Raw genomic sequence first — 25,909 nt, forward strand, 5'->3', positions numbered from 1 at the left:
AAGCAGGTTGCTGCGGATGACCCGAATCCGGAATTCTGTATCTCTATATTTTCTATCAATTTCACGATCATTAGTGCGGATCAGCTGCCATGTCAGCGATTAAAGACCATTTCGAAGCACCATGCCCCGGGGGAAACATGACCATCAATCGACGCAATCTTCTGACCACCACAGCCGCCACCGTTTTTGTCGCAACTTTCAGTTCTTACGCAAGTGCTGCCGACGTAACGCTCAACATTGGCTATCAGCCGATCGTCGAGCCTTCGCGCGTGCCGCAGGCCGATGGCGACTATGAAAAGGCGACGGGCGCGAAGATCAGCTGGCATAAGTTTGACGGCGGCGCCGACGTCGTTGCCGCCATCGCCTCGGGCTCGATCGATATCGGCTATGTCGGCTCCTCGCCGCTTGCCGCCGCCGCCAGCCGCGAATTGCCGATCGAAGCAATCTATGTCGTCGGCAATATCAGCGATGCGGAAGCACTTGCCGTCAAGGGCATCGACAAGCCGGAGGATCTGAAGGGCAAGAAGATCGCCACGCCCTTCGTCTCCACCTCGCACTATAGCCTGCTGACCGCGCTGAAGCATTGGAACATTGATCCCAAGACGGTGCAGATCCTCAACCTGCGCCCGCCGGAAATCGCCGCCGCCTGGGAACGCGGCGACCTCGATGGCGCCTATGTCTGGGATCCAGTTCTCTCGCAGATCAAGAAGAATGGCAAAGTGCTCGCGACCTCGGGCGATGTCGCCAAATGGGGCGGCCCCACCTTCGACGCCTGGATCGTCAGCAAGAAATTCGCCGACGCCCATCCGGAGATCGTGACCAGCTTCGTGCAGGTCACCGGCAAGGCCTATGCGTCCTACCACGCCGACCCGGCCAGCTGGAGCGCTTCGTCGCCGCAGGCCGCCAAGATCGCCAAGCTCACCGGCGCCAAGCCGGAAGAAGTGCCGGAGCTGCTGAAGGGCTATTATTTCCCGACGCTCAAGGAGCAGGCGAGCACCCAGTTCCTCGGCGGCGACACGGTAAAGGCAATCGCCCAGACCTCCGCCTTCCTGCTGGAGCAAGGCAAGGTCCCGGCAGTGCTGAAGGACTACGCTCCCTACGTCAACGCCAAGTTCGTCACCGACGCGGCCAAGACCGGCCTTTGATTTCTACCCTTGGCGCAGACTGGGATCCCCCGTCTGCGCCAATTCATTGGAGTCCCCACATATGAGCATCCTTTCCCTGCAATCCGTCTCGCTGAACTTTCCCGGCGACCGCCGCCGACAGGATGCTCGCCGTGTCCTCGATAATCTGACGCTGCATATTGCCTCCGACGAATTCGTCACCGTTATCGGCCGCTCCGGCTCGGGCAAGACCAGCCTGCTCAATCTCGCCGCCGGCTTCCTCGCGCCCACAGAGGGGCGCATCCTTGTTGACGGCAAAGAGATCGACGGACCGGCCGCCGATCGCGCCGTCGTCTTCCAGGACGATGCGCTCTATCCCTGGCTCAATGCCCGCGACAACATTGCCTTTCCGTTGCGCCTGCACGGCATCGCGAAGGAAGAGCGCCGCCGCCGCGCCGATGGGCTGCTCGCCAAGGTCGGCCTGGAAGGTGCTGGCGACCGCAATATCTGGGAACTCTCCGGCGGCATGCGCCAGCGCGTGGGCATCGCCCGGGCACTCGCCTCAGATCCGCGTTTCCTGCTGATGGACGAGCCACTCGGCGCGCTGGATGCGCTCACCCGTACCCGCATGCAGCAGTTCCTGTTGAAGGTCTGGTCGGAAAGCGGCACCGGTGCCTTGCTGATCACCCACAGCATCGACGAAGCCCTGTTGCTCGCCACCCGCGTCATCACCCTGACGCCCAATCCCGGCCGCATCACCGCCGATATCCCGCTGTCCTTTGGCAAGCGCTATCTTGCCAGCGAACCGCTTGCCGAGATCAAGGCGTCCGCCGAATTCAAGCGGCTGCATGACGAGCTGACCGGCCTGATCCATGACGAGAATGAGGAGGAGGCAGCTTGACCGCCGATATCGAAAAGATCGCGACCGTCGCCGCCAAATCCGATACCGTGCCCGCAGCCAAGAACAGCTCGTCCAGCTCGACGCTGTGGATCTCGCTCGCAACCGTGCTGGCACTGCTGGTGATCTGGGCTGTTGCGGCGGCCTTTAGTGTCGTCTCGCCGGTGTTCCTGCCCTCGCCGTGGACCGTCGCCAAGGCGCTCTACGCGCTGAACGTCACCGGCTTCGTCGACTCGACGCTGGCCGAACACGCCTTTGCCAGCCTTCTGAGAATCTTCGGTGGTCTCGCCGTCTCACTGGTGATCGGCATTCCCGCCGGACTGGCAATCGCCACCAGCCGTGTCGGCAAGGGCATCCTCGACCCGATCGTCGAATTCCTGCGGCCGCTGCCGCCGCTTGCCTATCTGCCGCTGGTCATCATCTGGGTCGGTATCGGGGAGGCATCGAAGATCACCGTCATCGCGCTTGCCATGCTGCCGCCGATCATCCTGTCGACCGCTGCCGGCGTGAAGGCCGCTCCCGTCGACTATGTCAACGCGGCCCGCTCCTTCGGCGCCGGCCGGCTACAGGTGCTGCGCCACGTCATCCTGCCGGGCGCCATCCCCTCGATCCTCACCGGCATCCGCATCGCGCTCGGCGCCGGCTGGTCCACCCTGGTCGCCGCCGAATTGGTCGCGGCGTCACAGGGCCTCGGCTTCATGATCCAGTCGGCCGCGCAGTTCCTGGTGACTGATATCGTCATCAGCGGCATCATCGTCATCGCGCTGATCGCCTTCCTGTTCGAGATCACCGTCCGGCTGATCGAACGCCGCCTCGTGCCCTGGTCGGCCCATCGCTGAGCCGATCAAGGAAGCTCAGCTTATTCCGGTGCCGCCGGCGCGGCGGAATTCTGCCGCGCATCGAGATTGAGCATCGGCACCGAGCCATTGGGCAACATCGTGGTCGGCAACTGCCCGTTCCACTTTTCCGCCTGCGTCAGGAAGATCAGGTTCGGATTATCGCGGAGCGCATCGCCGCGTGCCTTGATCGCCTTCGCCTCGGCATCGCCGCGAAGCTGGATCGCCTGTGAATCGGCTTCAGCCTGCAGCCGCACGGCATCGGCCTGCGCCTGTGCGTCGGCACGGCGAGCATCAGCCGCTGCCTGGGCTTGTGTCACGGTGATCTGCGCCTGCACCTTCTCACGCTCGGCATTCTGCCGCAGCTTCTGCACCTCGACCTCGGCCAGCATGCGTTGCTCGATGCTGTTCTCATAAGCATCGGAGAAATCGATATTCTCCACCTGAACACTGTCGATCTGCACCGGCCCTTGAATGCCGGCCTCGATCGCCGCCTGAACGTCGGTGTTGAACTGCGCCCGGTTCTGGATGACGGAGGCGGCGGTGAACTTGCCGAACACCGTCTTCACATCCTGCGGCGCACGCCGCGACACCAGCCGCGATTCCAGATTGCCGAGCGAGCCGAATTCGGAATAGACCTTCTCGACCGCATCCGGCGGCACATGCCAGGAAATGGTCACGCGCATGTCGGCCGGCTGCTGGTCCTGCGAATAGGCGTTCATCTGTGGATGCTCGCCGGCCTCGCAGCTCGTGCCGTTCTGGCAGGTCCAGTAGGTCACCTGCTGCGTGACGGGGATTTTGACGACGGTTTCGATCCACGGCAGCTTGAAATGCAGACCCGGCTCGGCAGTACCGACCATGGCACCGGTGCGCAGAATAACGCCGCGCTCGCCCTGGTCGATCGTGTACCACGAGCTGAGGATGAGCATGATAACAGCGATGACGGCGGCAATGCCTAGAAAGGCTGGCAGCCGCCCCCTGGTTGCCGCATATGCCAGGTCGATTTCCCGATTCGCCATCTCTGTCCCCACCATTTCCTCAATGGCCGAGACATAGATGAGTCGGCGCAAAAATGCACTCGCCAGGGTTTATCCGACGAGCCCTTAGCTTTGATCAGTTCCGGGTGACCGGCTTCGACCGCATGCGCGACACCGTCTCTCGCTCCGCCCGCTTGCAGCGCATCGGCGGCAGGCCGCGATCCATCAGGTCCATATCCTCGAGCACCATGTCGCCCATCTTCTTGAAGGCGCTGTCGAGCGCGCCGGCGCGGTGCGCCGATCGGATAAAGCCCTTGAGACTGCGAACCGGATGATCTCCGCTGAGCGGCTCCTCCGGATAGACATCGCTCGCCGCAACGATATGGCCGGAGGCAACCGCCGCCATCAGCGCTTCGAAATCCACGACATCGGCGCGGCTGAGCAGGATAAAGGCCGCGCCCTTGCGCATGCGAGCGAAGGCCGTTCCGCCGAGAAATCCCTTGTTCTCGCTGGTGACGGAAGCGACGACGAAAACGAAATCGCTGCCCGACAGCACCTCGTCGAGACTGGTCGGCTGGACGCCATGTTCCCTGAGAATAGACGGTGGCATCCAGGGGTCGAACACCCTGACCGTCGCGCGGAAGCCGGAGAGCAGCCGGTTCAACGCCTTGCCGAGATCGCCGAAGCCGACAATGCCGATATCGCTGCCGGAAAGCAGCCGGGCGCTGGCATTGCCGTCCCCACCCCAAAGCTCCTTGCCCTGACGAAAATCGACATCGGCATCGACGATGCCGCGCGCAAGACTGAGCGCGAAACCAAGCCCGATCTCCGCCACCGGCTCGGCAAAGACTTGCCCGGTGGTGACAACATGAACGCCGCGCTCGAACAGTACATCATAGGGCATGTTGTTGATGAGATTGCTCTCGACATTCAGGATGCAGCGCAGGCGCGGCATGCGGTCCAGCACCTCTTTCGACAGCGGCGGCTGGCCGATGATGTATCGTGCTTCACCAAGAATATCGTCGCCAAGATCGGCGACATCCTCCGGATCCGTCTCGACGATCCGATATTTCGAATGGAGGAGCGACAGCGCATCCTTGCTGAAGATAAGCTCAAGCGAGCGCGGCTCGGGCGCGCTGATGGCCAGGGGCCTGTTGTCGGTCGACATGATCGTTTCCTCCCACTTTCGAGGCGCGATCCAATATCATTCGGCGGACCAAATCAATCAGTCCTCGGCCTCTTCCTCCGGCATTCCGACGGAGAAGGCGCAGATGCGCGAGAGGTAGGTTTGCGGCAGGCCGGTTTCGGCGCCCCAGGCATTAAACTGGTCCTGGATCAGGCGCAGATCCTTTTTGCCCGGCTTCGTTTCCGAGATCGGCAGACCGGAGAGGCGCAGGCAAACGAGCACGTCATGGCTCATCACGAAACTGTCGCGGCCGATGGCACGCAGGAAATACTGACCACTCATACCGCCGAGCCGATCGGCACGCTTGTCGAGCACGGCAAGCAGGCCGATGTGATCCTCCACCGGCCAGTCCGCGAAGAAGCGCCCGGCGCTGCCATGCTCCTCGGCAAGCTGGCGGATAAAGTGCGCGTTGGCCCTGACCGACATGATCTTCGCGCCGTTGCGCACCACGCGCTTATCGGAGGTCAGGTCATGCCAATAATCATCGGGCGCGAAATTGAGAAAGGCAGGATCGAAACCGGAAAAGGCCGCTTCGAACCCCGGCCATTTGGAATCGATGACATTGCGAACGAAGCCGGCATAGAAGACATAGCGCGTCATGTCCGACAGCAGCCGATCATCCGGCATGACACGTAAGACCCCGTGATCCGGTGTCTTCGGCATCAGTGCCTTCAGCCCTTCGGCCCCACCCTTGCGCTTCTCCGCCCGCTCCAGAATCTCCGCGAAGCCGCCCATCCGCCTCTCTCCCTTTTGGGTTCGAAGTCTTCATGATCTTGGCTCACTCCGCAAGATGCGAGTGCCGGAATTGAAAAGGCCGGAGCAATGCCCCGGCCTCTTTCTTCTCCCTGTAAAGGCATTATTCCGCGGCTGCTTCCACCACGGGGCGACGGGCGATCGTCGCCTGCGTCAGCAACAGGGCTGCGACGGCGCAGAGCGCTATGCCGGCAACCATGGGCAGGGCAGTGCCATCGAAGAACACGGCAGCAACGATCATGGCGATGGCGGCCGTGACAAATTGCAGCGTACCCATCAGCGCCGAGGCCGTGCCGGCAATTGTGCCGTGATCCTCCAGCGCCAGCACCGCCGTCGTCGGGATGACCAGGCCGAGAAAGCCGTAGCCGACGAAGAGGAACACGACCAGGACCGGCAACTGATTGAAGCCAAGGCTCATGACGATGGCGAGCAGCGCCATCGTGGTAGCAAAAGCGGTAACGGCGACCCGCATCACCCGCACCAGGCCGAAGCGCTCGCCGAGCGAGCCGGTGAGCTGCGACACCGTAAAGAAGGAAACCGCGTTGACCGAGAAGGCAAAGCTGTATTCCGTCGGCGTCAGGCCGTAATGGTCGATCAAGATGAACGGCGAATTGGCGAGATAGACCAGAAAGCTCGAAATGCCGAGGCCACCAATGAAGGTAAGCGTCAGGAAATTGCGGTCGCCGAGCAGCAGGCGGTAGGCCGCCATAGCGCTGCGCAGGCCGCTCTCAGAACGCTCCGCCTTCGTCCGGGTCTCCTCAAGCTGCGTCGACAGCAGGATGAGGCCGATGATGGCGGCGATCGTCACCGCCCAGAATACGCCGCGCCAGCCATAGAAGGCGATGACGGCGCTGCCCGTCAGCGGCGCGAGGATCGGCGAGATGCTGAACACCAGCATCAGCAGGGACATCAGCCGCGCCGCCTGAACGCCGGTATGCATGTCGCGAACGATGGCGCGCGGCACCACCATGCCTGCGGCTCCGCCAATGCCCTGCAGGAAGCGAAAGGCGATCAGCGTCTCGATATTGCTGGCCGTGGCGGCGCCGACGCTTGCCACCGCGAACAGGCCGATGCCGATATAAAGCGGCGCCTTGCGGCCCCACATGTCAGACAGCGGCCCATAAAGAAGCTGAAAGATGGCGAAGGGAATGAAGAAGAATAGCAGGCTGAGCTGAACGACATTGTTCTCCGCCGCAAGATCCTTGCCGATCGACGGCAGAGCGGGGAGATACATGTCGATCGCAAAGGGACCGATGGCCGACAACAGGCCGAGGATGATCGCATAGCGAAGGAAAGACGTCGTCATGATGATGATCTTTCAAGAAGTTTCAAGCGCGAAAGCCGGATTGCCAGCGCGCCGCGTCTCCCTCGAGGGGAGTTGAAATCCATGTGTTCATCGGAACACCACACGGCCTTGGGAGGAAAACGCGGGCCCCGAATTGCGCTTAACAGTCTCGTCCATTTATTTGGACACGACTGTCAAATTAGACACTATTGTCCAAATCGTCAATACGCATTATCTTCATCTCATGAACAGCCGAAACGCCACCGCCTTGCAGGCAAGAACCGCAAGACCCGCCCAATGCCTGAAACGTGTCCCCATCCTCGATGCCGCGGCCGACGTTTTCTGCCGCGAGGGATTTTCGGGCGCGAGCATTGACGAGATTGCGGCGCAGGCCAGCGTCTCCCGCCAGACCATATACAATCACTACCGCGAGAAGGAGACGCTGTTCATCGCCGTCGTCGCCGACGTGACCGCGCGGGCCAACACCACCGTCTTCGCAGCACTTGCCGCCTTCCCAGAGAGACCAGAGAAGCTGCGGGAAGAGCTGGTCGCCTTCGCCATCAACCTGAACCGCAACTGCCTCTATAATCAGGACGGAAAATTCCTGCGCAAGCTCGTGCAGTCCGAAGGCCCCCGCTATCCGCACCTCTTCGAAGCCTGGCGCGAGCACGGGCCTTGCAAGATCGGCACGGCAATCGGCGCCATCTTCGCCCGCCTCCACCACCAGGGCCTGCTCCACGTCCCCGACTGCGACATTGCTGCCCGGCAATTCACCGCGCTGATCAATGCCGACCTGCAGATGACGACGCTGTTCGGCGAAACGCCGACCGAGGCGGACATCGCGATCTCAGCGCAACAGGGCGTCGACATGTTCCTGCGAGGCTATGGAGTTCAAGCGGAAACCGTCGCCTGAGACCTCCGCTCATATCTTTCCGAACGCTATTTTAATGATGGCTTTAGTACCTTCGCCGCGTAACCGACGCCGCTTCGAAATTTACTTGTGCCATTGCCGGCCGTGGTATTAACGTGCGCGGCATGGGTCGGAGCTTCGAAAAATGAGCAATAGACGTTGGAACTACCCCGTGCAGGTGATCTGCACGCGCACTGGGACAACCTACACAGTCAGCACGACGAAAGAAGCGCTGGACATGCTGCTGAACGCCTGGCCGGTTGCCGAAGGCAAGGAGTTCCTGCGAGCCATGCTCGTCTGCGCCGACGTTGAAAGCGGGCTGAGGCAACCCCTGGAAGCCCGCAGCAGCTTCATCGCCGCCGCCATGGAAGCCGGCGTTCCGATCGAGACCGTGATGGCCGAAGAAGTGGGCGAAGCCACCGGCTGATGCTGGGCAGAGCATGGGAGCCTTCAATGGTTCGGCGCGTCGAGGGGAGCTTGCTTGAGATCAAGCTCGGCGGAAATCAAAAAGCCTATGCGCGAGTTTTGCCCGATACGCTCTTTGCCTTCTATTTAGTCGATGAAGATCGACCGATCGAGCCGAGCCACTTTGCAACCGCGCGGCCGGTTTTCACGCTTCCCGCTATGAAATATGCCGTAACTTCAGGACGATGGCCAGTTGTTGCGAAGTGGCCTTTGGAAGAAGAGCTAACGACACCCATTCCATTTTTCATGCAGGATCGGCTCAACGGAGAGCTCTCGCTTTACATCGGAGGCGTTGTGAGGCCGGCAGACATCACGGAATGCTTGGGGCTTGAGTGTGCCGCGGTCTGGGACCCAGAGCATGTCGAAGATCGCCTTAGAGACCAGCTCGCCGGTGTTCCAAACAAGTGGGTGGAATCCTTGAAATTGAATGCTCAGCGGGTTCCCAAGGAAAGTCGTTCCTGAAAGCCCTTCATTCCGATCGGATGTTCTTCAGCTAGACTTCAGCTTATGGTGGTAGACCATTGTGGTGCGGACGAGCCCGCCGCCCCCCAAATAGCTCGTTCGCACGCGAGCCAGTACCTGGCCCCCGGCTCTGCCTTTCCTCAAAGGGCAGAGCCGATTCCTTGAGGCGAATGGCACGCTCGGCAGTCATTCATCCCCTGTTCAGCCCATGGGTCTCAGGATGAGGAAGATGGAGGAGGTTCATCATGAAAATCTTTAGAACTCTACTTGCTGCAATCCTTGGCATCGGCCTGCTTATCGGCGCCGGTGCAGCATCGGCCACGCCGATGATGAATATGACCAAGCCGGAAGTTCAATCGTCCGTTCAGACGGTCGACTATCGTCATCATCGCCATCATCGCAATTGGCACGGTCAACGCCATCACAGGCATCACTGGAAATCGCATCGCAGCCACCGGAGCCACTACTGGCGCGGTCATCACCGCGGCTGGTACAAGCACCACCGGCACCATCCCCACTATCGTCACCATCGCTATTATCGAGCCTGAAACCGGCTCGCTGGGCGGATTAATGCCGACATAAAACGACAGCGCTCCGGCGAGCGCTGTCGTCAAAAATGATGTTGTGCGTTTATCGATGCTCTATGTTTATCAGGAACACATCCTTACAAAGGCGTAAGACATATTCAAAGCCTAACAAATCGCCAGACCAACGCCCCGGCAGCTCACAAGCACTGGGTCGAGAATATCATTGTGAAATCAAGAAGTGGCTGCCTGGAATAACCAAGAAGAATCTGCCGGCTATTAAATGGTAGCGGAGGAGGGATTTGAACCCCCGACACAAGGATTATGATTCCTCTGCTCTGACCTACTGAGCTACTCCGCCACATCCGCGCATAGTCATTACGTATGCACAAGGGCCAAACAAAACCGCCGCTCAAAGAGCGTTGGCTCGTCGGTTGAGCGGCTTATAAGGTGCGGTTCGGCTTTGTGTCAAGCGGATGATTTGGAAAAATCAACGCTTTCCCCTGCGCGACCCAGCACCTGCCTTCAAGCCGCAACCGGGCTTGCCAGCAATGCCTTCAGCGACGCCTCAGCCATCGGCTCGCGCTCGGAACGTTCGATGAAGCCACCGCCATAGACGCGGGCGTCGTCGCCGGGGGCGGAATAGAGGGCGCAGGCCTGGCCAGGCGCGACACCCGCTTCGCCGATCGTCAGGTCGACATAGATGCCGTCCTTGTCGGCGCGCAGCACGGCGGGCTCCGGCGGCCGGGTGGAGCGGACCTTGGCGTAGCAGGCAAAGCCTTCGCCGGAGGCGGCTTGCGGCAGCGGTTCGTCGCCGAGCCAGTTGACGTCGCGCAGATAGACGCGGTGCGTTTCCAGCGCTTCCTTCGGGCCGACGATGACCCGGCGCGAGCGGGCGTCGAGATAGACGACATAGAGCGGGTCGCCGGTGGCGACGCCGATGCCCCGGCGCTGGCCGATCGTATAATGCAGGATGCCTTCGTGGCGGCCGAGCACGCGGCCGTCGAGATGAACGATCTCGCCCGCAAGCGCCGCATTCGGCTTCAGCTTGGCGATGACGTCGGAATATTTTCCCTGCGGCACGAAACAGATGTCCTGACTGTCAGCCTTCTTGGCAACGACAAGGCCCATCTCTTCGGCCAGCGCGCGGGTCTCCGCCTTCGGCATGCCGCCGAGCGGAAAGCGCAGATAGTCGATCTGCTCCTGCGTCGTCGCAAACAGGAAATAGCTCTGATCGCGGTCGGCATCAGCAGGGCGATAGAGCGCACGGCGGCCGGGATGGTCCGCCGACGGGTTCGGGCGCGAGCGGATATAATGGCCGGTCGCCAGCGCGTCGGCGCCGAGTTCCTTGGCGGTCGCCAGCAGATCGGCGAACTTGACGGTCTGGTTGCAGGACACGCAAGGGATCGGCGTCTCGCCGGCGACATAGCTCTCGGCGAAGGGATTGATCACTGTCTCGCGGAAACGCTTCTCGTAATCGAGCACATAATGCGGAATGCCGATCGTCTCGCAGACGCGGCGGGCATCGTCGATATCCTGGCCGGCGCAACAGGAGCCGGCACGGTGCACGGCAGCGCCATGATCGTAGAGTTGCAGCGTGATGCCGAGCACATCATAGCCCTGGCGCTTCAAAATGCCGGCGACAACAGAACTATCGACGCCGCCCGACATGGCGACGACGACACGGGTGTCTTCCGGCTTCTTGTCAAAATCCAGTGTGTTCACGGTCTTGCCGCCAATCTCAGTCGATCTTCGGTGCTGTCTTCTTTCCACCGGTTGCCATGCAAAAGCGGCGGATTTTTATCATCTGGGGGCACACGGCGGCTTTATCCACCCGGCCTCAATCGATCAGGGATATAGAAAGGATTGCCGCCGGGCGCAAGGGGCGGCGAATCAGAGCGGCCGCGAGCGACGCTCAGTGCTTCGCCTTCAGCTGCCGGATGAGCTTGAGCCCGCGCCGCAGCGCCGTCACCGCAGCCCCGACAGCGACGATCCACAGTGCGATGGTCAGCACCCAGGCGCCGCCGGTCCAGAGCACTTCGAGGATGGAGAGCAGTGCTGCGGCCGTGATCGTTGCCATGCGATGCTGCTTGGCCATCGGCCCGCCGAAATCGCTGGGGTTGCCGGTGGCACGGCCGAGTTCGCGGACATAGGCGGTGAGCACGGCAAAGGTGGCAGCCGCCCAGCCGAGGCCAGGCGCGGCGATACCATAGCCGACACCGGCAAAGATCAGGATATCGGCGATGCGGTCCGGGAATTCATTCCAGAACGGCCCATCCGCCTCACCCTTGCCGCCCTCGACGGCAACCATGCCGTCAAGCAGATTGCACAGCAGCCGAAGCTGACAGAAGAGCGCCGCAAGGATCAGAAACAGGATGCGCAACCCGACATCCTCCTGCCCCGATAGCCAGAACGAGCCGCCCGCCAGCGCCGCCGTGACCATACTCGCCTGCGATATCTGGTTCGGCGTCACCGACAGCGCCGTCATCCACCGCGCCAGTCCCTGCGCCCAGCGCGTGTTGCGGCTGGCCAATGGCCGCCTGTCGCCCGTCCCTTCGCCGACCATGATTTAACGCCTCCTGCCGGAAATCGAATAATTATAGATCGTCGCATAGCTGGTCGACACCAGCAGCGGCACGGCGATGGTCTTCAAGATCTCCGGCGTGCCGCTGAGCGCATGGATCGTCACCAATATGCCGGTGGAGCCAAGGCAGGCGATCAAGGGTGGCGCCCAGAGGGCGGTAAGACCATGAAATCGCCGCGACAGCGCCTCGATCACCGATTTGAGGAACAGCGTCAAGCAGGCCGATAGGATACCCTGGACAAGACCGGCGATTACGGGCCGCGGCATCGGATGCATCCGGTTCGCGAAAACGGCCCAGCCGCCCATGGCGAGGAAGGCGAAAAGCACATGCACGATGCTGCTGCCGGCAAGCGCCCTCACCCGCGACTTCATGATATCGACCACCAATAGCGAACCAGATGAAAGAAGATCGGGGCAGAGAAGACGACAGAATCCAGCCGGTCGATCAACCCGCCATGGCCTTCGATCAGCTGCCCCCAATCCTTGACCCCGCGATCACGCTTGATCGCCGACATCACCAGGCCGCCAAAGAAGCCCATGATCGTAATGACGAAGGCAAGCAGTCCGGCTTGCAGCGGCGTAAACGGCGTGATCCACCATAGCGCCGCGCCGATCAGCGTCGCGCTGGCAACGCCACCGACAAAGCCTTCCACCGTTTTCGACGGCGACAGTTTCGGCGCGATCTTGTGGCGCCCGAACAACTTGCCCCAGACATATTGCAGCACGTCGCTGAGCTGCACGACGATGACGAGGAAGGCGATCAGAAGGACGTTGCGGCCTTCATAGCCGGGAATATGCAAGGTCAACAGCGCCGGCACATGCGAGGCGCAGAAAACGCAGATCATCAACGCCCATTGCACTTCGGCGATGCGGATCAGGAAGCGCTCGGTGTCGCCGCGCAAGACCGCGATGATCGGCATCAGCAGGAAGGCGTAGACCGGGATGAAGATTGCATAGATGCCGTATTCCTCGGCCCAGAGCAGATAATATTGCACCGGCAGAGCGATGAAGAATGCGGCGGCAAGCGCCCAATGGTCGGCGCGCCGGGTGCTGATCAGCGTGATGAATTCGCGCAGCGCCGCAAAGGAACAGAAGGCAAAGAGCAGGATGACGCCGGCGCGGCCCGCCAGAAAGGCGAGACCGATCAGGATGACCATCACCCACCAGGCCTTGATGCGGGCATTGAGGTTTTCGATCGCCGCGTTCGATCCATCCGGCGACAGCCGCTGCTGCAACACATAACCGATGACGGACGCGACGATCAGAACGCCGAAAATACCGAGAACCAGATGGATCAGATCGGAGCTTGCCGCGCTCATTCGCCATGCCCCACTTGCTTGGGCGACAAAGCCAGCAGCGCCGCCTGCGCCCGCGCCAGAAAGTCCGCCTTCTCCTCGTCCGCGCCGATATGCAGCGCCTCGCCGAAAGTCACCGTGCAGATCAGCGGAATGGGCACGAACTCACCCTTCGGCATGACGCGGTTGAGATTGTTGATCCAGACGGGAATAAGATCGATATCGGGACGAGCCATCGCCAGATGGTAAAGCCCGCTTTTGAACGGCTGTAGCGGCGCATCCGTCAGGTTTCGCGTGCCCTCGGGAAACAGGATCAGCGAGGAGCCGGCGTCGATCACCGCAGCCATCTGCTCGACCGGATCTTCCGTTCGCGCTTCGCGATCGCGCTCGATCAGAACGGCATTGAAGACATCACGACCGATGAAACTGTTCAATTTCGACTTCAACCAGTAGTCGGCGCCGGCGACCGGCCGCGTGCGTTGACGCAGCCGAGGCGGAAGTACGGTCCAGATCAGGATGAAATCGCCGTGGCTGGAATGATTGGCGAAATAGACGCATCGGTCGGTCGGAGCGCCGCTCTCCGGCCAGATCGCCCTGACGGCGGTAACGGCCCGCGCAAACAGCACGATGGCAACGGATGCAGGTTTCGCAAGCCATTCGACCGGCTTGCCCAGCGTGTCCCCGAAAATGCTCTTTTGCAACGCCCCCATGACAAAGAAATAAGCGTGTTTGCAGGCCCCCGATAGCCTGATGCGTGGACTTATCCACAGCCATAGAAGGTAAAGAAAAACCCGACGCAACTGACGTTCCGCCGGGCTCTTCGCATAGCTCTTGGGAGGAGCGATTTAGTCGACGTTGAACACCAGCGGCTTGGCCTGACGGATCGCCTGGTGGGCGGTCAGCTTGCCCAGAACCTCGTCGTTGATCGGACCATCGACATAGAGCAGCGCGATGGCGTCGCCACCCTGCTTGTCGCGGCCGAGCTGGAAGTTGGCGATGTTGACGCCGGCGGAACCGAGGGTCGTGCCGATAAAGCCGATCATGCCGGGAACGTCGGTATTGGCGAGGTAGACCATGTGGTTGCCGACATCGGCGTCGAGATTGATGCCCTTGATCTGGATGAAGCGCGGCTTACCGTCGGAGAACACGGTGCCGGCGACCGAGCGGCTCATGCTGTCGGTGGTGACCGTCAGCTTGATGTAGCCGTCATAGACGCCGGTCTTGTCTCGCTTGACTTCGGCAAGGACGATACCCTTTTCCTTGATCATGATCGGCGCCGAAACCATGTTGACGTCGGCGACCTGGTTGCGGATGAGACCGGCCAGCAGCGCACTCGTCAACGCCTTGGTGTTCATGCCCGCGGTGACGCCGTCATAGAGGATCTCGATTTCCTTGATCGGATCGTCCGTCACCTGGCCGACGAAGGCGCCGAGAACATCGGCGAGCTTGATGAACGGCTTCAGGAGCGGTGCTTCCTCGGCGGTGATCGACGGCATGTTGATGGCGTTGGAGACCGCGCCCTTGACGAGATAGTCCGACATCTGCTCGGCCACCTGCAGCGCGACATTTTCCTGCGCTTCCGTGGTCGATGCGCCGAGATGCGGCGTGCAGACGACATTCGGCAGGCCGAACAAGGGGCTTTCCTTGGCGGGCTCGACCTCGAAAACGTCGAAGGCGGCACCGGCGACATGGCCGGACTTGATGGCGGCGGCAAGGGCTGCCTCATCCACCAGACCGCCGCGGGCGCAGTTGATGATACGCACGCCCGGCTTGATCTTGGCAAGCGCATCGGCATCGATGATGTTGCGGGTCTTGTCGGTCAGCGGCACATGCAGCGTGATGAAGTCGGCGCGGGCGAAAAGCTCGTCGAGCTCAACCTTGGTGACGCCCATTTCCTCGGCGCGCTCCTTGGAGAGGAACGGGTCATAGGCGACGACATGCATCTTCAGGCCGATGGCGCGGGCAATGACGATCGAGCCGATGTTGCCGGCGCCGATGACGCCGAGCGTCTTGCCGGTGATTTCGACACCCATGAACTTCGACTTCTCCCACTTCCCGGCCTGGGTCGAGGCATCGGCGGACGGAAGCTGGCGGGCAACGGCGAACATCAGGGCGATAGCGTGCTCGGCGGTGGTGATCGAATTGCCGAAGGGCGTGTTCATGACGATGATACCGCGGCGCGATGCGGCCGGAATATCGACATTGTCAACGCCAATGCCGGCGCGACCGACGACCTTGAGGTTCTTCGCCGCTTCGATGATCTTCTCGGTCACCTTGGTGGCGGAACGGATGGCGAGGCCATCATAATTGCCGATGATTTCGAGCAGCTTGTCCTTGTCCTTGCCAAGCTGCGGCTGGAAATCGACTTCGACGCCACGATCGCGAAAGATCTGGACGGCGGTTTCCGACAATTCGTCGGATACGAGAACGCGAGGTGCCATGGGAGGCCTCCTGAAAAAGGTCGAATAACGATGAATTCGGAATGCTGGGCTCCGCCCTTTTGGCGGAGCCGGGAACGCTTGAAACTCAGGCAGCAGCCTGGGAGAGCGTTGCCTTCTGCGTTTCGAAGGCCCAGGAGAGCCAGGGCATCAGCTTCTGCATGTCGGCGGCTTCGATCGTCGCGCCCGCCCAGATGCGCAGGCCCGACGGCGCGTCGCGGTAATGGCCGACGTCATAGGCGACGCCTTCCTTTTCGAGGAGCGCGACCAGACCCTTGGCGAAGTTCGCCTGACCGTCGTTGTCGAGAGCGACGACCTGAGAATCGACGATCTTCAGGCAGACGGACGTGTTGGACTGCGTCTCGACCTTGGCGGAGAGATTGGCGATCCAGTCGTTGGCGGCCACAAAGTCATGGATGACCTTGGCGTTGGCGTCAGCGCGGCCGATCAGAGCCTTGAGACCACCGAGGTCCTTGGCCCAGAGCAACGCGTCGATATAGTCCTCGACGCAGAGCATCGACGGCGTGTTGATCGTCTCGCCGGTAAAGATGCCTTCGATAAGCTTGCCGCCGCTGGTCATGCGGAAGATTTTCGGTAGCGGCCAGGCGGGCTGATAGGTGGTCAGACGCTCGACGGCACGCGGCGACAGGATGATGACGCCATGCGCGCCCTCGCCGCCCAGAACCTTCTGCCAGGAGAAGGTGACGACATCGAGCTTGGCGAAGTCGAGGTCCTGCGCGAAAGCGGCCGAGGTGGCGTCGCAGATCGTCAGACCCTTGCGGTCAGCTGGAATGAAGTCGGCGTTCGGAACGCGGACGCCGGAGGTGGTGCCGTTCCAGGTGAAGACCACGTCGCGGTCGAAATCGACAGCGGAAAGATCGGGCAGCTCGCCGTAACCGGCTTCGAGCTTGCGGACGTCCTTGAGCTTCAGCTGCTTGACGACATCGGTGACCCAGCCGGCACCGAAGCTTTCCCAGGCGAGCATGTCGACGCCGCGCTCTCCGAGCAGAGACCAGAGCGCCATTTCGACGGCGCCGGTATCGGAAGCCGGAACAATGCCGATGCGGTAATCCGCAGGCACTTCCAGAATGTCACGGGTAAGATCGATGGCCTGCTTCAGCTTGGCCTTGCCGACTTTCGCACGGTGCGAACGGCCAAGAGGCGCGTCGGAAAGGGCATCGAGCGTCCAACCGGGGCGCTTCGAGCAGGGGCCAGAAGAAAAATGGGTATTGTTCGGACGGATGTCCGGCTTGGCGAGCTTAGTCATGATGCTATCCTCTCAGATAGAAAGCTCCTCGTTGGGGAGGAGTGTCCCGCCGCCGGATATATTGGAAGCCAAGCTTGAGCGCAATAGGCGAAATGTGCGTGTGGACAATGCCTCACGAATTCGTGCAGGGAGGTGCTGGCGAAGATGCTGAATTAGCCACACAAAAGCTCGCTTCTTTGCGGACACGCCATCATATGTTATGGCGTTGGATGGATTTGCGCCGATCGATGAAGAACAAATGTCTTTAATACATCACGCCGTATTGTCCGAAAGCCCTCGCATGCCCGCGCAGCCTCTGCCCGTCTACCTCATCAATATTGATCGGGCGACGGACCGTTTGGCGGAAATTCAACGGCAGAGCGAAGAACTCGGCATCAAAATTGAGCGCGTCGATGGCGTCGACGGCGCTCTTTTGCCGCATGAGCAATGGGTCGACGTCGATCACGAACGTTTCCAGCGCCGGCATGGCAGGGTGATCCTGCCTGGCGAATATGGTTGCTACCGCAGTCATCTGCTCGCGCTACGGCAGTTTCTAGCGGGCAACAGCCAATCCGCCATCATCATTGAAGACGACATTGCGCTGGATGGTGATTTCCTTGCCCGCGCCATGGCAGCGCAGCAAGCGGTCCCAAACGCCGAAGTCATTAAACTCGTCAATCATCGCTGGGGCGGATTCCGCGCTACAACCCGCAGCCGCAGAGGCGATGTGATCGGCCGCTGCCTCTTCGGCCCGCAGGGTTCGACGGCCTGCTATCTCGTGACACGCACTGGCGCGGAAAAGATCGTCAGATCGCTCGCGGTCATGTCCCTGCCCTGGGATGTCGCCATCGAGCGCGGCTGGGACATGCGGACATCCATCGTCACCACGCGCGCCAATATCGTCGGCTTCAGCCCATTGCAGAGAACCACGATGATCGGCTGGCGCCGTGACTATCGCGCCGCGAAATCCACCGCATTGCGGCGCATCCCGGCGCATCTTTTCCGCACTTGGGATTTCTTCCGCCGCATCGCCTACGTGCTCACAACGCCATAAGGGGTGGGCCTACCAGGTGGTGATTCGCAAGCCAACGCGAATCTCGTGACGCGACAAGGCGCCGTCGCGGCCCATCGTGCCGCCGGCGCCTGCCGCCGAATCGGCGGCGGAATAGCCGAACATGTCGCCGCCGGCGACATGCGAGAAACGATAGCCAAGATCCAGCTTCACATTCGGCGCGACTTCATAGGCAACGCCGGCCATCAAGGCGTAGGTGAAGCGCCAGTCGCTGTCGCCGGGATAGCGCGTGCTGACGGATGTGCTGCCGCCACAACTGGAGGTGCCGTCGACGCAGGAGCCGATGGCATTGACGCTGCTCCATGAGATCCTGGTCGCGCCGAGCCCCGCTCCGACATAGGGTGTGAAGCCGGCGAGCGTGCCGAGATCGACATAGCCGTTCACCATCAGACTACCCGCCTTGAAAGACGAGCGCGCCTTGGTCGAGCAGCCCGTGCCACCTGCCCCGCCCGAGCATGGCGATGCGCTCAAGACCCGACCGTCGTAGTCGCCGCTGAAATAATCACCAGTGAGATCGGCGCGGAACAGGTCGTTGAATTGGTATCCGACACCCAGTCCGCCGGAGAAATCGCCGCTGAAGCGATCCGAATCGAATCGGCCGGCGCTATAGCCGCCGCCGGCGGGATCATAGGCGCGGAAACTCGTATCGCCGTGGCTGGCGTTGACGGCGTAACCAAGGTCGGCGCGCGCATACCAGCCCTGGGCGTCCTTAACGCTGACTTCCGGCATTTTGATTTCCGGTGGCAGATCAGCTGCAAGGGCAGTGCCCGCACATGCGCTCGCCATCATCGCGGCCAGCGCCAGAGCGTCGAAACGGATCATTACCCCTCGCCTTCCATCCTCGGGCAGGCGCCCGCATTCCAAGCCGGCCAGCTTCTGTCGTTCCCATGGTCCGGCCCTCCGGGAGGAGACGCCGGGCCGAGCCGCGGCCATTGTCATTTCATTAACCATAAGGAATTCATGGTTAATGAAGGTTTAAGACGCGATGGAATTGCTTAATGGCGAGACTAGAAAAGCAAAAACCGCCCGGATGAACCGGGCGGCTTTTCAACGACTTCGAACGAAAGACGCTTACTTGTAGACTGGCTGCGGCTGGGCCGGGATATCGGCCGGCGGCATGTAGCTGGCGGTCTGGCAGCCGCCGAAAGTATAGCGGGCGCCGATGCGGGCTTCATGCAGGTTGAGGCCCTTGTCGTAGCCGGGGCCACCATTTTCGGCATAGCCGAACATGTTGCCGCCTTCGATATGACGATAACGATAGCCGACATCGGCCTTGAGGTTGCACGAGAGATCGATGGAGGTGCCGGCCATCAGCGCGTAGGTGAAACGCCAGCTGCCACGGCCATTATGCGAGACGCTGCCGTCGCAGGAGTCCGGATTGGCGTCGGAGCATGAGGTATTCTTCAGGTTGCTCCATTTGACGTAAGTGCCGCCGAGACCGCCACCGACATAAGGCGTGAAGATGCTGTATGTGCCAAGATCGACATAGGCGTTGGCAAGCAAGCTATAGGCCGTTAGCGACGCGCGGTCGCGAGATGTCGCCGGCACGGAGGTGAAATCCGGGCCGCAACCGCCGCAATCGCCCTTGGTCGAGCCCTTGAAGTCGGATTTGAAGAGATAATCCAGCGTTACATCCGTACGCAGGTAGTTGTTGATCTGATAACCGACGCCGCCGCCAAGCGTGACATTGCCATTAAGCTTGGCACTATCGAAATCCACCAGGCTGGAGTTGGAGCCCTGGAAGTAGTTGGCGCCGCGCAACTTGGTAAAAGCGTAACCGACATCGCCACGCAAATACCAGCCGCTTGACTGGCTGACGGCAACTTCCGGCGTCTGCTGCACCGGCTCCGGCGTATAGAGATCGGCGGAAAAGGCAGACGTGCCGACGAGCAGGGCGGCAACGGCCCCAATAAGGGATTTCATCATGGCTTTGGCTCCAGAGTTATTGCCATTGGCACGACAAACGCTTGCCAATCGAAAAGACATGACATGGATAATGGTTGATAAGGGTTAAAACCCGATTAACTACGAATATTTACTCTGTTTGGTTGCAGGATATACTTTATTTTATACATTAGTAAATCATAATTATAGTGCCACAACAGCAGGATAACTTAATCAACCAGATCCTCGTGTCTCACGTCGAGATGGCCTGCGGCCCAAGCTGCCAGCGGCTTTTAAACCAATTGGCAAGAATCAAGCCGCTACCATGACTGTTGCCGGGGCCTGAAACATGGAGGAAGTCGTTGACTTACTTTCGCATGATATGTGTCGGTCTCTGCCTGACGTTAAGTGTCCTGTCCTCGACCGTCCTCGCGACGCCGATGCCGGCCCAGCCCGTCGCTGCCACCGCTTGGAACAGGGGACGGGAAACGGGGCTACCGATTCCCCGCTACGTCTCGCTGAAAGCACACAAGGCGCGCATGCGTGTCGGTCCGTCAACGATCTACCCGACCAAATGGATCTATATGAAACCCGGCCTGCCGCTGGAAATCATCGACGAATACGGTCGCTGGCGGCAAGTACGCGACGACACTGGCACCACTGGATGGATGCACGGCGCGCTGCTTTCGGGACAGCGGACAGCGGTGGTCGCGCCCTGGCTGAAGACGAACGCCATGCTGCATGGCGGCCCGGAAACGACAGCCTCTGTTATCGCCGAATTGCAGCCTCGCGTACTGCTTTCGCTGCGCTCCTGCACCGGCATATGGTGCAGCGTTTCCGTGCAGGATCATCCCGCGAACGGCTATATCAGGCAGAACCTGCTATGGGGCGCCTACCCCGGCGAAATGTTCCGATAATAATCCGCGTGTTGCAGGCAGGCTCCGGAAACACAATGGCCGCCCTCGAAGGCGGCCATCGGTTCATATGGAGGATTGTTCCAGCGTCGATCAGGCAGCGTTGCGGACATTCGAGATCACGTCGATCAAGCCGCCGACGATGCGCTCGATCTGACCCCGATCGTCGCCTTCCGCCATGACGCGGATCAGTGGCTCGGTGCCAGAAGGACGGATGACGAGGCGGCCATTGCGGGCAAGCTCGCTCTCCGCATCGGCGATTGCCTTGCGCACCTGATTGTCCTCCAGCGGCTTGCCGCCGGAAATGCGGACATTGCGCAGCAGCTGCGGCACCGGCTCGAAACGCCGGCAGACTTCGCTGACCGGCTTGCCGGTGCGCTTGACCACGGCGAGGATCTGCAACGCCGCCACGAGGCCGTCACCGGTCGTACCATAGTCGGAGAGCACGATATGACCGGACTGCTCGCCGCCGACATTGTAATTGTGCTGGCGCATGTGCTCGACGACATGACGGTCACCGACCGCGGTGCGGGCAAGTGCCATGCCGCGATCTTCCAGGAAGCGTTCAAGACCGAGATTGGACATGACGGTGGCAACGATGCCATTGCCGCGCAACAACTGGTTTTCCGCCCAGCTCTCGGCGATGACGGCCATCAGCTGATCGCCGTCGATGATGGTGCCTGTCTCATCGACGATGATGACGCGATCGGCGTCGCCGTCGAGCGCGATGCCGATATCTGCCCGCACTTCGTCCACCTTCTTCTGCAACGCCACCGGGCTGGTGGAACCGCAGTTGAGATTGATGTTGGTACCGTTCGGCTCGTTGCCGATAGTGACGACATCGGCACCCAATTCCCAGAGCACCGCCGGCGCAACCTTGTAGGCGGCGCCATTGGCGCAATCGATGGCGATGCGCAGGCCCTGCAGCGTCACGTCGCGCGGCAGCGTGCGCTTGGCATGTTCGATATAGCGGTCATGCACGCCGTCGACGCGCTTGGCGCGGCCGATATCCTCGGATTTGGCGAGGTGAACCGTCATGTCCTTCTCGAGCAGATCCTCGATCTTCATTTCGAGATCGTCGGACAGCTTGTAGCCGTCGGGGCCGAAAAGCTTGATGCCGTTGTCTTCGTAAGGATTATGCGAGGCGGAAATCATCACGCCGATATCGGCGCGCAGCGACCGTGTCAGCATGGCGACGGCAGGCGTCGGGATAGGGCCGAGAACGAAGGCGTCGACGCCGGCGGCAGTAAAGCCCGCCACCATGGCGTTTTCCAGCATATAGCCGGAAAGACGCGTGTCCTTGCCGATAACCACGCGATGGCGATGGCTGCCCCGATGGAAGATCGTGCCAGCAGCGATACCCACGCGCATGGCGAGATCCGGCGTCATCGGATAGATGTTGGATTGTCCGCGGATTCCGTCCGTTCCGAAATAGCGACGTTTCATATGCACTCCCGTGATTGCGGCGTCCCACTGTGGGACAGCGGCATCCCGTCCAGCTCCCGTGAATTCCATGGGCGGCGCGAACATCGATGCTTGAGGCTCATGCCACAGATTGCAAAACTCGGCACTTAAATTACCGAGAATGCCTATTACACCGCGTTACCGTTAAAAAGCATTAAAAAAGGCCAGTTCCCGGTAGCAAGGGAGCTGGCCTCTTCATCTAGGCTCGATCGCCTCTATCGTTTAGTGCGGCTGCGGTTCGAAACCGCCCTCGGGCTCTTCGCCCTTGGCGCCGACAGAACCATCCTTCTTGGCGCCCGTTTTCGGCACGGCCGAACCACGGCTCGGCGGCGTGTCGTCGCCGAGATCGCGAGCTGGCTTCTCGCCGCGAATAAGCGCCTTGATCTCTTCGCCACTCAGCGTTTCGTATTCGAGCAGGCCTTCGGCGATCGCCACGAACCCGTCATGCTGTTCGGTGAGGATATCCTTGGCTTGACGATAAGCCTGGTCGATCAGGCGGCGGACTTCATTGTCGATCTTTTGCGCGGTCGCTTCCGAAACGTTCTTCGACTGCGAGACGGAGTGACCAAGGAAGACTTCCTGCTGGTTTTCGCCATAGGCAACCAGGCCGAGCTCGTCGGAGAAGCCCCATTGCGTGACCATGGCACGGGCCAGCTTGGTGGCCTGCTCGATATCCGAGGATGCGCCGGAGGTGATGTTCTCCTTGCCGAAGGTCAGCTCTTCCGCAACGCGGCCGCCCATCATGATGCAGAGGCGCGACACCATCCACTTATAACTCATCGAGTAACGGTCGCCCTCGGGGAGCTGCATGACCATGCCGAGCGCGCGACCGCGCGGGATGATGGTCGCCTTGTGCAGCGGATCGGCAAGGGCGACATAGAGCGCCGTGATCGCGTGACCGGCTTCATGATAGGCGGTGAGCTTCTTTTCCGCTTCGGTCATCGCCGAAGAGCGGCGCTCTGCGCCCATCATGATCTTGTCCTTGGCGTCTTCGAACTCCTGCATGGTCACCAGGCGCTTGTTGCGGCGGGCAGCCATCAGGGCGGCTTCGTTGACAAGGTTCATCAGGTCGGCGCCGGAGAAGCCGGGCGTGCCACGGGCAAGCGTCTTCAGATCGACGTTCGGAGCCAGCGGAACGTTACGGGCATGCACCTTGAGGATACGCTCGCGGCCGATGATATCGGGGTTCGGCACGACGACCTGACGGTCGAAGCGGCCCGGACGCAACAGCGCCGGGTCGAGGACGTCAGGGCGGTTGGTGGCGGCAATGAGGATGATGCCCTCATTGGCCTCGAAACCGTCCATTTCGACCAGCAACTGGTTCAGCGTCTGCTCGCGTTCATCGTTGCCGCCACCAAGACCGGCGCCACGATGGCGACCGACAGCGTCGATTTCGTCGATGAAGATGATGCAGGGTGCGTTCTTCTTCGCCTGCTCGAACATGTCGCGGACGCGGCTTGCACCGACGCCGACGAACATTTCCACGAAGTCGGAACCCGAAATCGTGAAGAACGGCACGTTGGCTTCGCCGGCAATGGCGCGCGCCAGAAGCGTCTTACCCGTGCCGGGAGGGCCGACGAGCAGGACGCCGCGCGGAATGCGGCCGCCAAGGCGCTGGAACTTCTGCGGATCGCGCAGGAATTCGACGATTTCCTCCAAGTCCTGCTTGGCCTCGTCGACACCGGCGACATCGTCGAAGGTGACGCGGCCATGCGCTTCGGTCAGAAGCTTGGCCTTGGACTTGCCGAAGCCCATCGCGCCGCGCGAGCCACCCTGCATCTGCCGCATGAAGAACAGCCAGACGCCGAGGATCAAAAGCATCGGCAGCAGCGTGCCGAGATAGCTCAGGAAGCTCGAGGAGCCATCCGATTCCGGACGGCCGACAATGTTGACGTTCTTGCTTTGCAAGCGATCAAGCAGGCTGTCGTCCACGACCGGGGCATAGGTCTGGAAGGGTGTTCCGTTCTCGACATAGCTGCCGACCACGCGATTGCCCGTGACGGTAACGTCGCGGACACGGCCGGAATCAACTTCCCGGAGGAATTGCGAATATGGAATTTCCCTGGAGCCTGTTTGTGCCGGCGCGTTCTGGAACATACTGAACAAGGCAATCAATAGCAGAGCTATGATTGCCCATAGAGCGAAATTACGAAAATTAGGGTTCATCGAACTCCCCAGCACTGAAACTTCCACCGTTGAACGGCGGCATTACTTGATCCCTAACATAGGGTTGCGCCAAGCCGTTGCCAAGGCAAACCACGCCGACACATGCTTTATTCCGTCAATAAATCAGAAAGCGGCGACGGCACATAGGGTTCACGGCCGAAGCAAGCCGCCAACCGGTCGGCGAATGTGAGATTGAATCGTGTCAAAAAGCGGTCGAAAGGCGCCAGATAGGGCGCAATCGTGGCCAACACGGCAGCGCCCTCGTCACCCGCGACGACTTTCGGCAGCACGGCGCGCGCGCGCTGCACGGCGCCTTTCGGCAATCCTTCCGAAAACTCCATCGTTCCTGTCGCCCCCGCCGCTTCGATCCGAATGACCGAAGGGCCGTGATTGACGATCCGGAAGCGGCCGTCCCAGATCCCATCAGCTCTAGCGGCCAGCACGAGCGGCCGGATATCACGGCTCTCGCGCATGAGATAAAGCCCATCCCGGCGCAGGTCGAAGACGACACCGCCGGCCGTGCGCCGCCCCGGCCTGCCCTCGCCGATGAAATTAAGGATGCGGCGCATACGCTCGCGGCCAGGCCCATAGGGCTCGCCACCGATCGCCGCGGCAAGATAGGAGAGCGCATAGGAAATGACAGCCCCGTCGGCGGCGAACGCCGCGCGGTCGATAGCGCAAAGCACGCCCGCATGGATCCTAACGTGTTCATCCAGCCACCTGGCAGCCTCCACCGAAAGCAGCGCGCGCGTGGCGTCATCCGGCAAGGAGATCTGCATTGGATCGTCCGACAGGCGTCTGCGCGTGCGCACGCGCTCGTAACGGACATCATCGTTACTCGGATCGTCCAGCCAGGACGTATCTCGCCCGGTGAGATAGGCCCGAATATCCACGCGACGGCAGGCAAGAAACGGCCTGACAATCCAGATGCGCCGGTCGAACAGCATTGCCTCGGCAATGCCGGTACCCGCTCCAGCCTCGCCTTCGCCCAAGCGCGCCGCGCGCATGGCAAGCGTCTCGCGCTGATCGTCGATTGTATGGGCGGTGACGATGACATTGGCCGAGATTTCGGCGGCGATGTCGGCAAGCAGCCCATAGCGCGCTTCGCGAGCGGCTGCCATGATGCCGTTCTTCGGCTTCTCGCCTTCCCATTGGCGAATGACATGCGCAATTCGAAGCGATGCGCAGAAAGCGGCGACTTCTCGCGCCTCCTCGGCGGCTTCGGCGCGCAGCCCATGGTCGATCGTTGCGGCGGAGAGGGTGACGTCGGAATTCGGAAGAGATTTCAGATGCTCTGCAAGAGCGGCCAGCAGGCCGGTGGAATCGCTGCCGCCGGAAATGGCGACCAGAATATGCGCGGGCTTGCAAAGGGAATGAATGAAATCGGCCGCTGCGGCTTCGGGCATTTGCGCTGAGGCAGCGCCAATCACAGCGTCAGCGGACATGG

General features: G+C 61.1%; 25 protein-coding genes and 1 tRNA gene. 8 read left to right on the top strand and 18 right to left on the bottom strand.

All coding sequences use genetic code 11. The features are described from left to right. Positions 1 to 137 precede the first annotated feature (137 nt). The 3 genes from tauA (at position 138) to AB6803_RS10075 (ending at position 2,840) form a co-directional block, all read left to right on the top strand. Positions 138 to 1,145, top strand: coding sequence for a taurine ABC transporter substrate-binding protein (gene tauA / locus AB6803_RS10065; RefSeq protein ID WP_371108744.1), 1,008 nt, complete (start codon positions 138 to 140; stop codon positions 1,143 to 1,145). A 61-nt stretch (positions 1,146 to 1,206) separates the two neighbouring features. Continuing rightward, positions 1,207 to 2,004, top strand: coding sequence for a taurine ABC transporter ATP-binding protein (locus AB6803_RS10070; protein WP_371108745.1), 798 nt, complete (start codon positions 1,207 to 1,209; stop codon positions 2,002 to 2,004). After that, positions 2,001 to 2,840, top strand: a complete 840-nt coding sequence (locus AB6803_RS10075) for an ABC transporter permease subunit (RefSeq protein ID WP_371108746.1) — start codon at positions 2,001 to 2,003, stop codon at positions 2,838 to 2,840. Before AB6803_RS10070 ends, AB6803_RS10075 begins: the two co-directional genes overlap by 4 nt. A gap of 20 nt (positions 2,841 to 2,860) precedes the next feature. Here AB6803_RS10075 and AB6803_RS10080 read toward each other — a convergent pair whose 3' ends face one another. From AB6803_RS10080 to AB6803_RS10095, 4 genes are all read right to left on the bottom strand, one after another. Continuing rightward, entirely contained in the window at positions 2,861 to 3,856 is a 996-nt protein-coding gene (locus AB6803_RS10080) for a prohibitin family protein (RefSeq protein WP_371108747.1), read from the bottom strand. A gap of 94 nt (positions 3,857 to 3,950) precedes the next feature. Next, complete coding sequence (locus tag AB6803_RS10085; RefSeq protein WP_371108748.1) at positions 3,951 to 4,982, bottom strand: hydroxyacid dehydrogenase; 1,032 nt, start codon at positions 4,980 to 4,982, stop codon at positions 3,951 to 3,953. A 57-nt stretch (positions 4,983 to 5,039) separates the two neighbouring features. Continuing rightward, positions 5,040 to 5,735 (bottom strand): DNA-3-methyladenine glycosylase I, encoded by a 696-nt coding sequence (locus AB6803_RS10090; RefSeq protein ID WP_371108749.1) that lies wholly within the window; start codon positions 5,733 to 5,735, stop codon positions 5,040 to 5,042. 121 nt (positions 5,736 to 5,856) lie between these two features. Continuing rightward, entirely contained in the window at positions 5,857 to 7,059 is a 1,203-nt protein-coding gene (locus tag AB6803_RS10095; protein WP_371108750.1) for a multidrug effflux MFS transporter, read from the bottom strand. A 223-nt stretch (positions 7,060 to 7,282) separates the two neighbouring features. Between AB6803_RS10095 and AB6803_RS10100 the strand changes: the two genes are divergently transcribed. The 3 genes from AB6803_RS10100 (at position 7,283) to AB6803_RS10110 (ending at position 8,875) form a co-directional block, all read left to right on the top strand. Then, complete coding sequence (locus AB6803_RS10100) at positions 7,283 to 7,951, top strand: TetR/AcrR family transcriptional regulator (protein WP_371108751.1); 669 nt, start codon at positions 7,283 to 7,285, stop codon at positions 7,949 to 7,951. Positions 7,952 to 8,093: 142 nt separating this feature from the next. After that, on the top strand, positions 8,094 to 8,375 hold the full coding sequence (locus AB6803_RS10105; protein ID WP_371108752.1) for a DUF982 domain-containing protein: 282 nt from the start codon (positions 8,094 to 8,096) through the stop codon (positions 8,373 to 8,375). Positions 8,376 to 8,401: 26 nt separating this feature from the next. Next, positions 8,402 to 8,875: an Imm26 family immunity protein gene (locus tag AB6803_RS10110; protein ID WP_371108753.1), complete on the top strand. Its 474-nt coding sequence runs from the start codon at positions 8,402 to 8,404 to the stop codon at positions 8,873 to 8,875. A 263-nt stretch (positions 8,876 to 9,138) separates the two neighbouring features. On the opposite strand, the gene AB6803_RS10115 is transcribed toward AB6803_RS10110, so the two are convergent. The 9 genes from AB6803_RS10115 to AB6803_RS10155 form a co-directional block, all read right to left on the bottom strand. After that, positions 9,139 to 9,489, bottom strand: a complete 351-nt coding sequence (locus AB6803_RS10115) for a hypothetical protein (protein ID WP_371108754.1) — start codon at positions 9,487 to 9,489, stop codon at positions 9,139 to 9,141. Between the two features lie 194 nt (positions 9,490 to 9,683). Continuing rightward, positions 9,684 to 9,760 (bottom strand) — tRNA-Met (locus tag AB6803_RS10120). A 164-nt stretch (positions 9,761 to 9,924) separates the two neighbouring features. Next, entirely contained in the window at positions 9,925 to 11,124 is a 1,200-nt protein-coding gene (mnmA, locus tag AB6803_RS10125) for a tRNA 2-thiouridine(34) synthase MnmA (protein ID WP_371108755.1), read from the bottom strand. 190 nt (positions 11,125 to 11,314) lie between these two features. After that, positions 11,315 to 11,965: a CDP-alcohol phosphatidyltransferase family protein gene (locus AB6803_RS10130; protein ID WP_371108756.1), complete on the bottom strand. Its 651-nt coding sequence runs from the start codon at positions 11,963 to 11,965 to the stop codon at positions 11,315 to 11,317. Between the two features lie 3 nt (positions 11,966 to 11,968). Next, entirely contained in the window at positions 11,969 to 12,355 is a 387-nt protein-coding gene (locus AB6803_RS10135) for a hypothetical protein (protein ID WP_371108757.1), read from the bottom strand. Then, the gene (locus AB6803_RS10140) at positions 12,352 to 13,302 is read right to left on the bottom strand and encodes a phosphatidate cytidylyltransferase (RefSeq protein WP_371108758.1); all 951 of its coding nucleotides are present in this window, start codon (positions 13,300 to 13,302) and stop codon (positions 12,352 to 12,354) included. The genes AB6803_RS10135 and AB6803_RS10140 overlap by 4 nt, the downstream gene beginning before the upstream one ends. Then, positions 13,299 to 13,988 carry a lysophospholipid acyltransferase family protein gene (locus AB6803_RS10145; protein ID WP_371108759.1) on the bottom strand — a complete coding sequence of 230 codons (690 nt, stop codon included), beginning with the start codon at positions 13,986 to 13,988 and terminating at the stop codon, positions 13,299 to 13,301. Before AB6803_RS10145 ends, AB6803_RS10140 begins: the two co-directional genes overlap by 4 nt. A gap of 135 nt (positions 13,989 to 14,123) precedes the next feature. After that, the gene (serA, locus tag AB6803_RS10150) at positions 14,124 to 15,719 is read right to left on the bottom strand and encodes a phosphoglycerate dehydrogenase (protein ID WP_371108760.1); all 1,596 of its coding nucleotides are present in this window, start codon (positions 15,717 to 15,719) and stop codon (positions 14,124 to 14,126) included. 85 nt (positions 15,720 to 15,804) lie between these two features. After that, complete coding sequence (locus tag AB6803_RS10155) at positions 15,805 to 16,983, bottom strand: phosphoserine transaminase (protein ID WP_371108761.1); 1,179 nt, start codon at positions 16,981 to 16,983, stop codon at positions 15,805 to 15,807. A 280-nt stretch (positions 16,984 to 17,263) separates the two neighbouring features. Between AB6803_RS10155 and AB6803_RS10160 the strand changes: the two genes are divergently transcribed. Next, positions 17,264 to 18,016, top strand: a complete 753-nt coding sequence (locus tag AB6803_RS10160; protein ID WP_371108762.1) for a glycosyltransferase family 25 protein — start codon at positions 17,264 to 17,266, stop codon at positions 18,014 to 18,016. A 9-nt stretch (positions 18,017 to 18,025) separates the two neighbouring features. On the opposite strand, the gene AB6803_RS10165 is transcribed toward AB6803_RS10160, so the two are convergent. Beyond that, positions 18,026 to 18,856 carry an outer membrane protein gene (locus AB6803_RS10165; protein WP_371108763.1) on the bottom strand — a complete coding sequence of 277 codons (831 nt, stop codon included), beginning with the start codon at positions 18,854 to 18,856 and terminating at the stop codon, positions 18,026 to 18,028. Between the two features lie 249 nt (positions 18,857 to 19,105). Beyond that, positions 19,106 to 19,960, bottom strand: a complete 855-nt coding sequence (locus AB6803_RS10170) for an outer membrane protein (protein ID WP_371108764.1) — start codon at positions 19,958 to 19,960, stop codon at positions 19,106 to 19,108. Between the two features lie 320 nt (positions 19,961 to 20,280). Between AB6803_RS10170 and AB6803_RS10175 the strand changes: the two genes are divergently transcribed. After that, entirely contained in the window at positions 20,281 to 20,835 is a 555-nt protein-coding gene (locus tag AB6803_RS10175; protein ID WP_371108765.1) for an SH3 domain-containing protein, read from the top strand. 90 nt (positions 20,836 to 20,925) lie between these two features. On the opposite strand, the gene glmM is transcribed toward AB6803_RS10175, so the two are convergent. The 3 genes from glmM to tilS all read right to left on the bottom strand — a co-directional run bounded on the left by glmM (position 20,926) and on the right by tilS (position 25,907). Further along, on the bottom strand, positions 20,926 to 22,278 hold the full coding sequence (gene glmM / locus AB6803_RS10180) for a phosphoglucosamine mutase (protein WP_371108766.1): 1,353 nt from the start codon (positions 22,276 to 22,278) through the stop codon (positions 20,926 to 20,928). Positions 22,279 to 22,518: 240 nt separating this feature from the next. Next, complete coding sequence (gene ftsH, locus AB6803_RS10185) at positions 22,519 to 24,462, bottom strand: ATP-dependent zinc metalloprotease FtsH (protein ID WP_371108767.1); 1,944 nt, start codon at positions 24,460 to 24,462, stop codon at positions 22,519 to 22,521. A gap of 107 nt (positions 24,463 to 24,569) precedes the next feature. Further along, complete coding sequence (tilS, locus tag AB6803_RS10190; protein ID WP_371108768.1) at positions 24,570 to 25,907, bottom strand: tRNA lysidine(34) synthetase TilS; 1,338 nt, start codon at positions 25,905 to 25,907, stop codon at positions 24,570 to 24,572. Positions 25,908 to 25,909 lie beyond the last annotated feature (2 nt).

Origin of the sequence: Rhizobium sp. RCC_161_2 (genome assembly GCF_041355235.1) — a bacterium.
GTDB lineage: Bacteria > Pseudomonadota > Alphaproteobacteria > Rhizobiales > Rhizobiaceae > Rhizobium.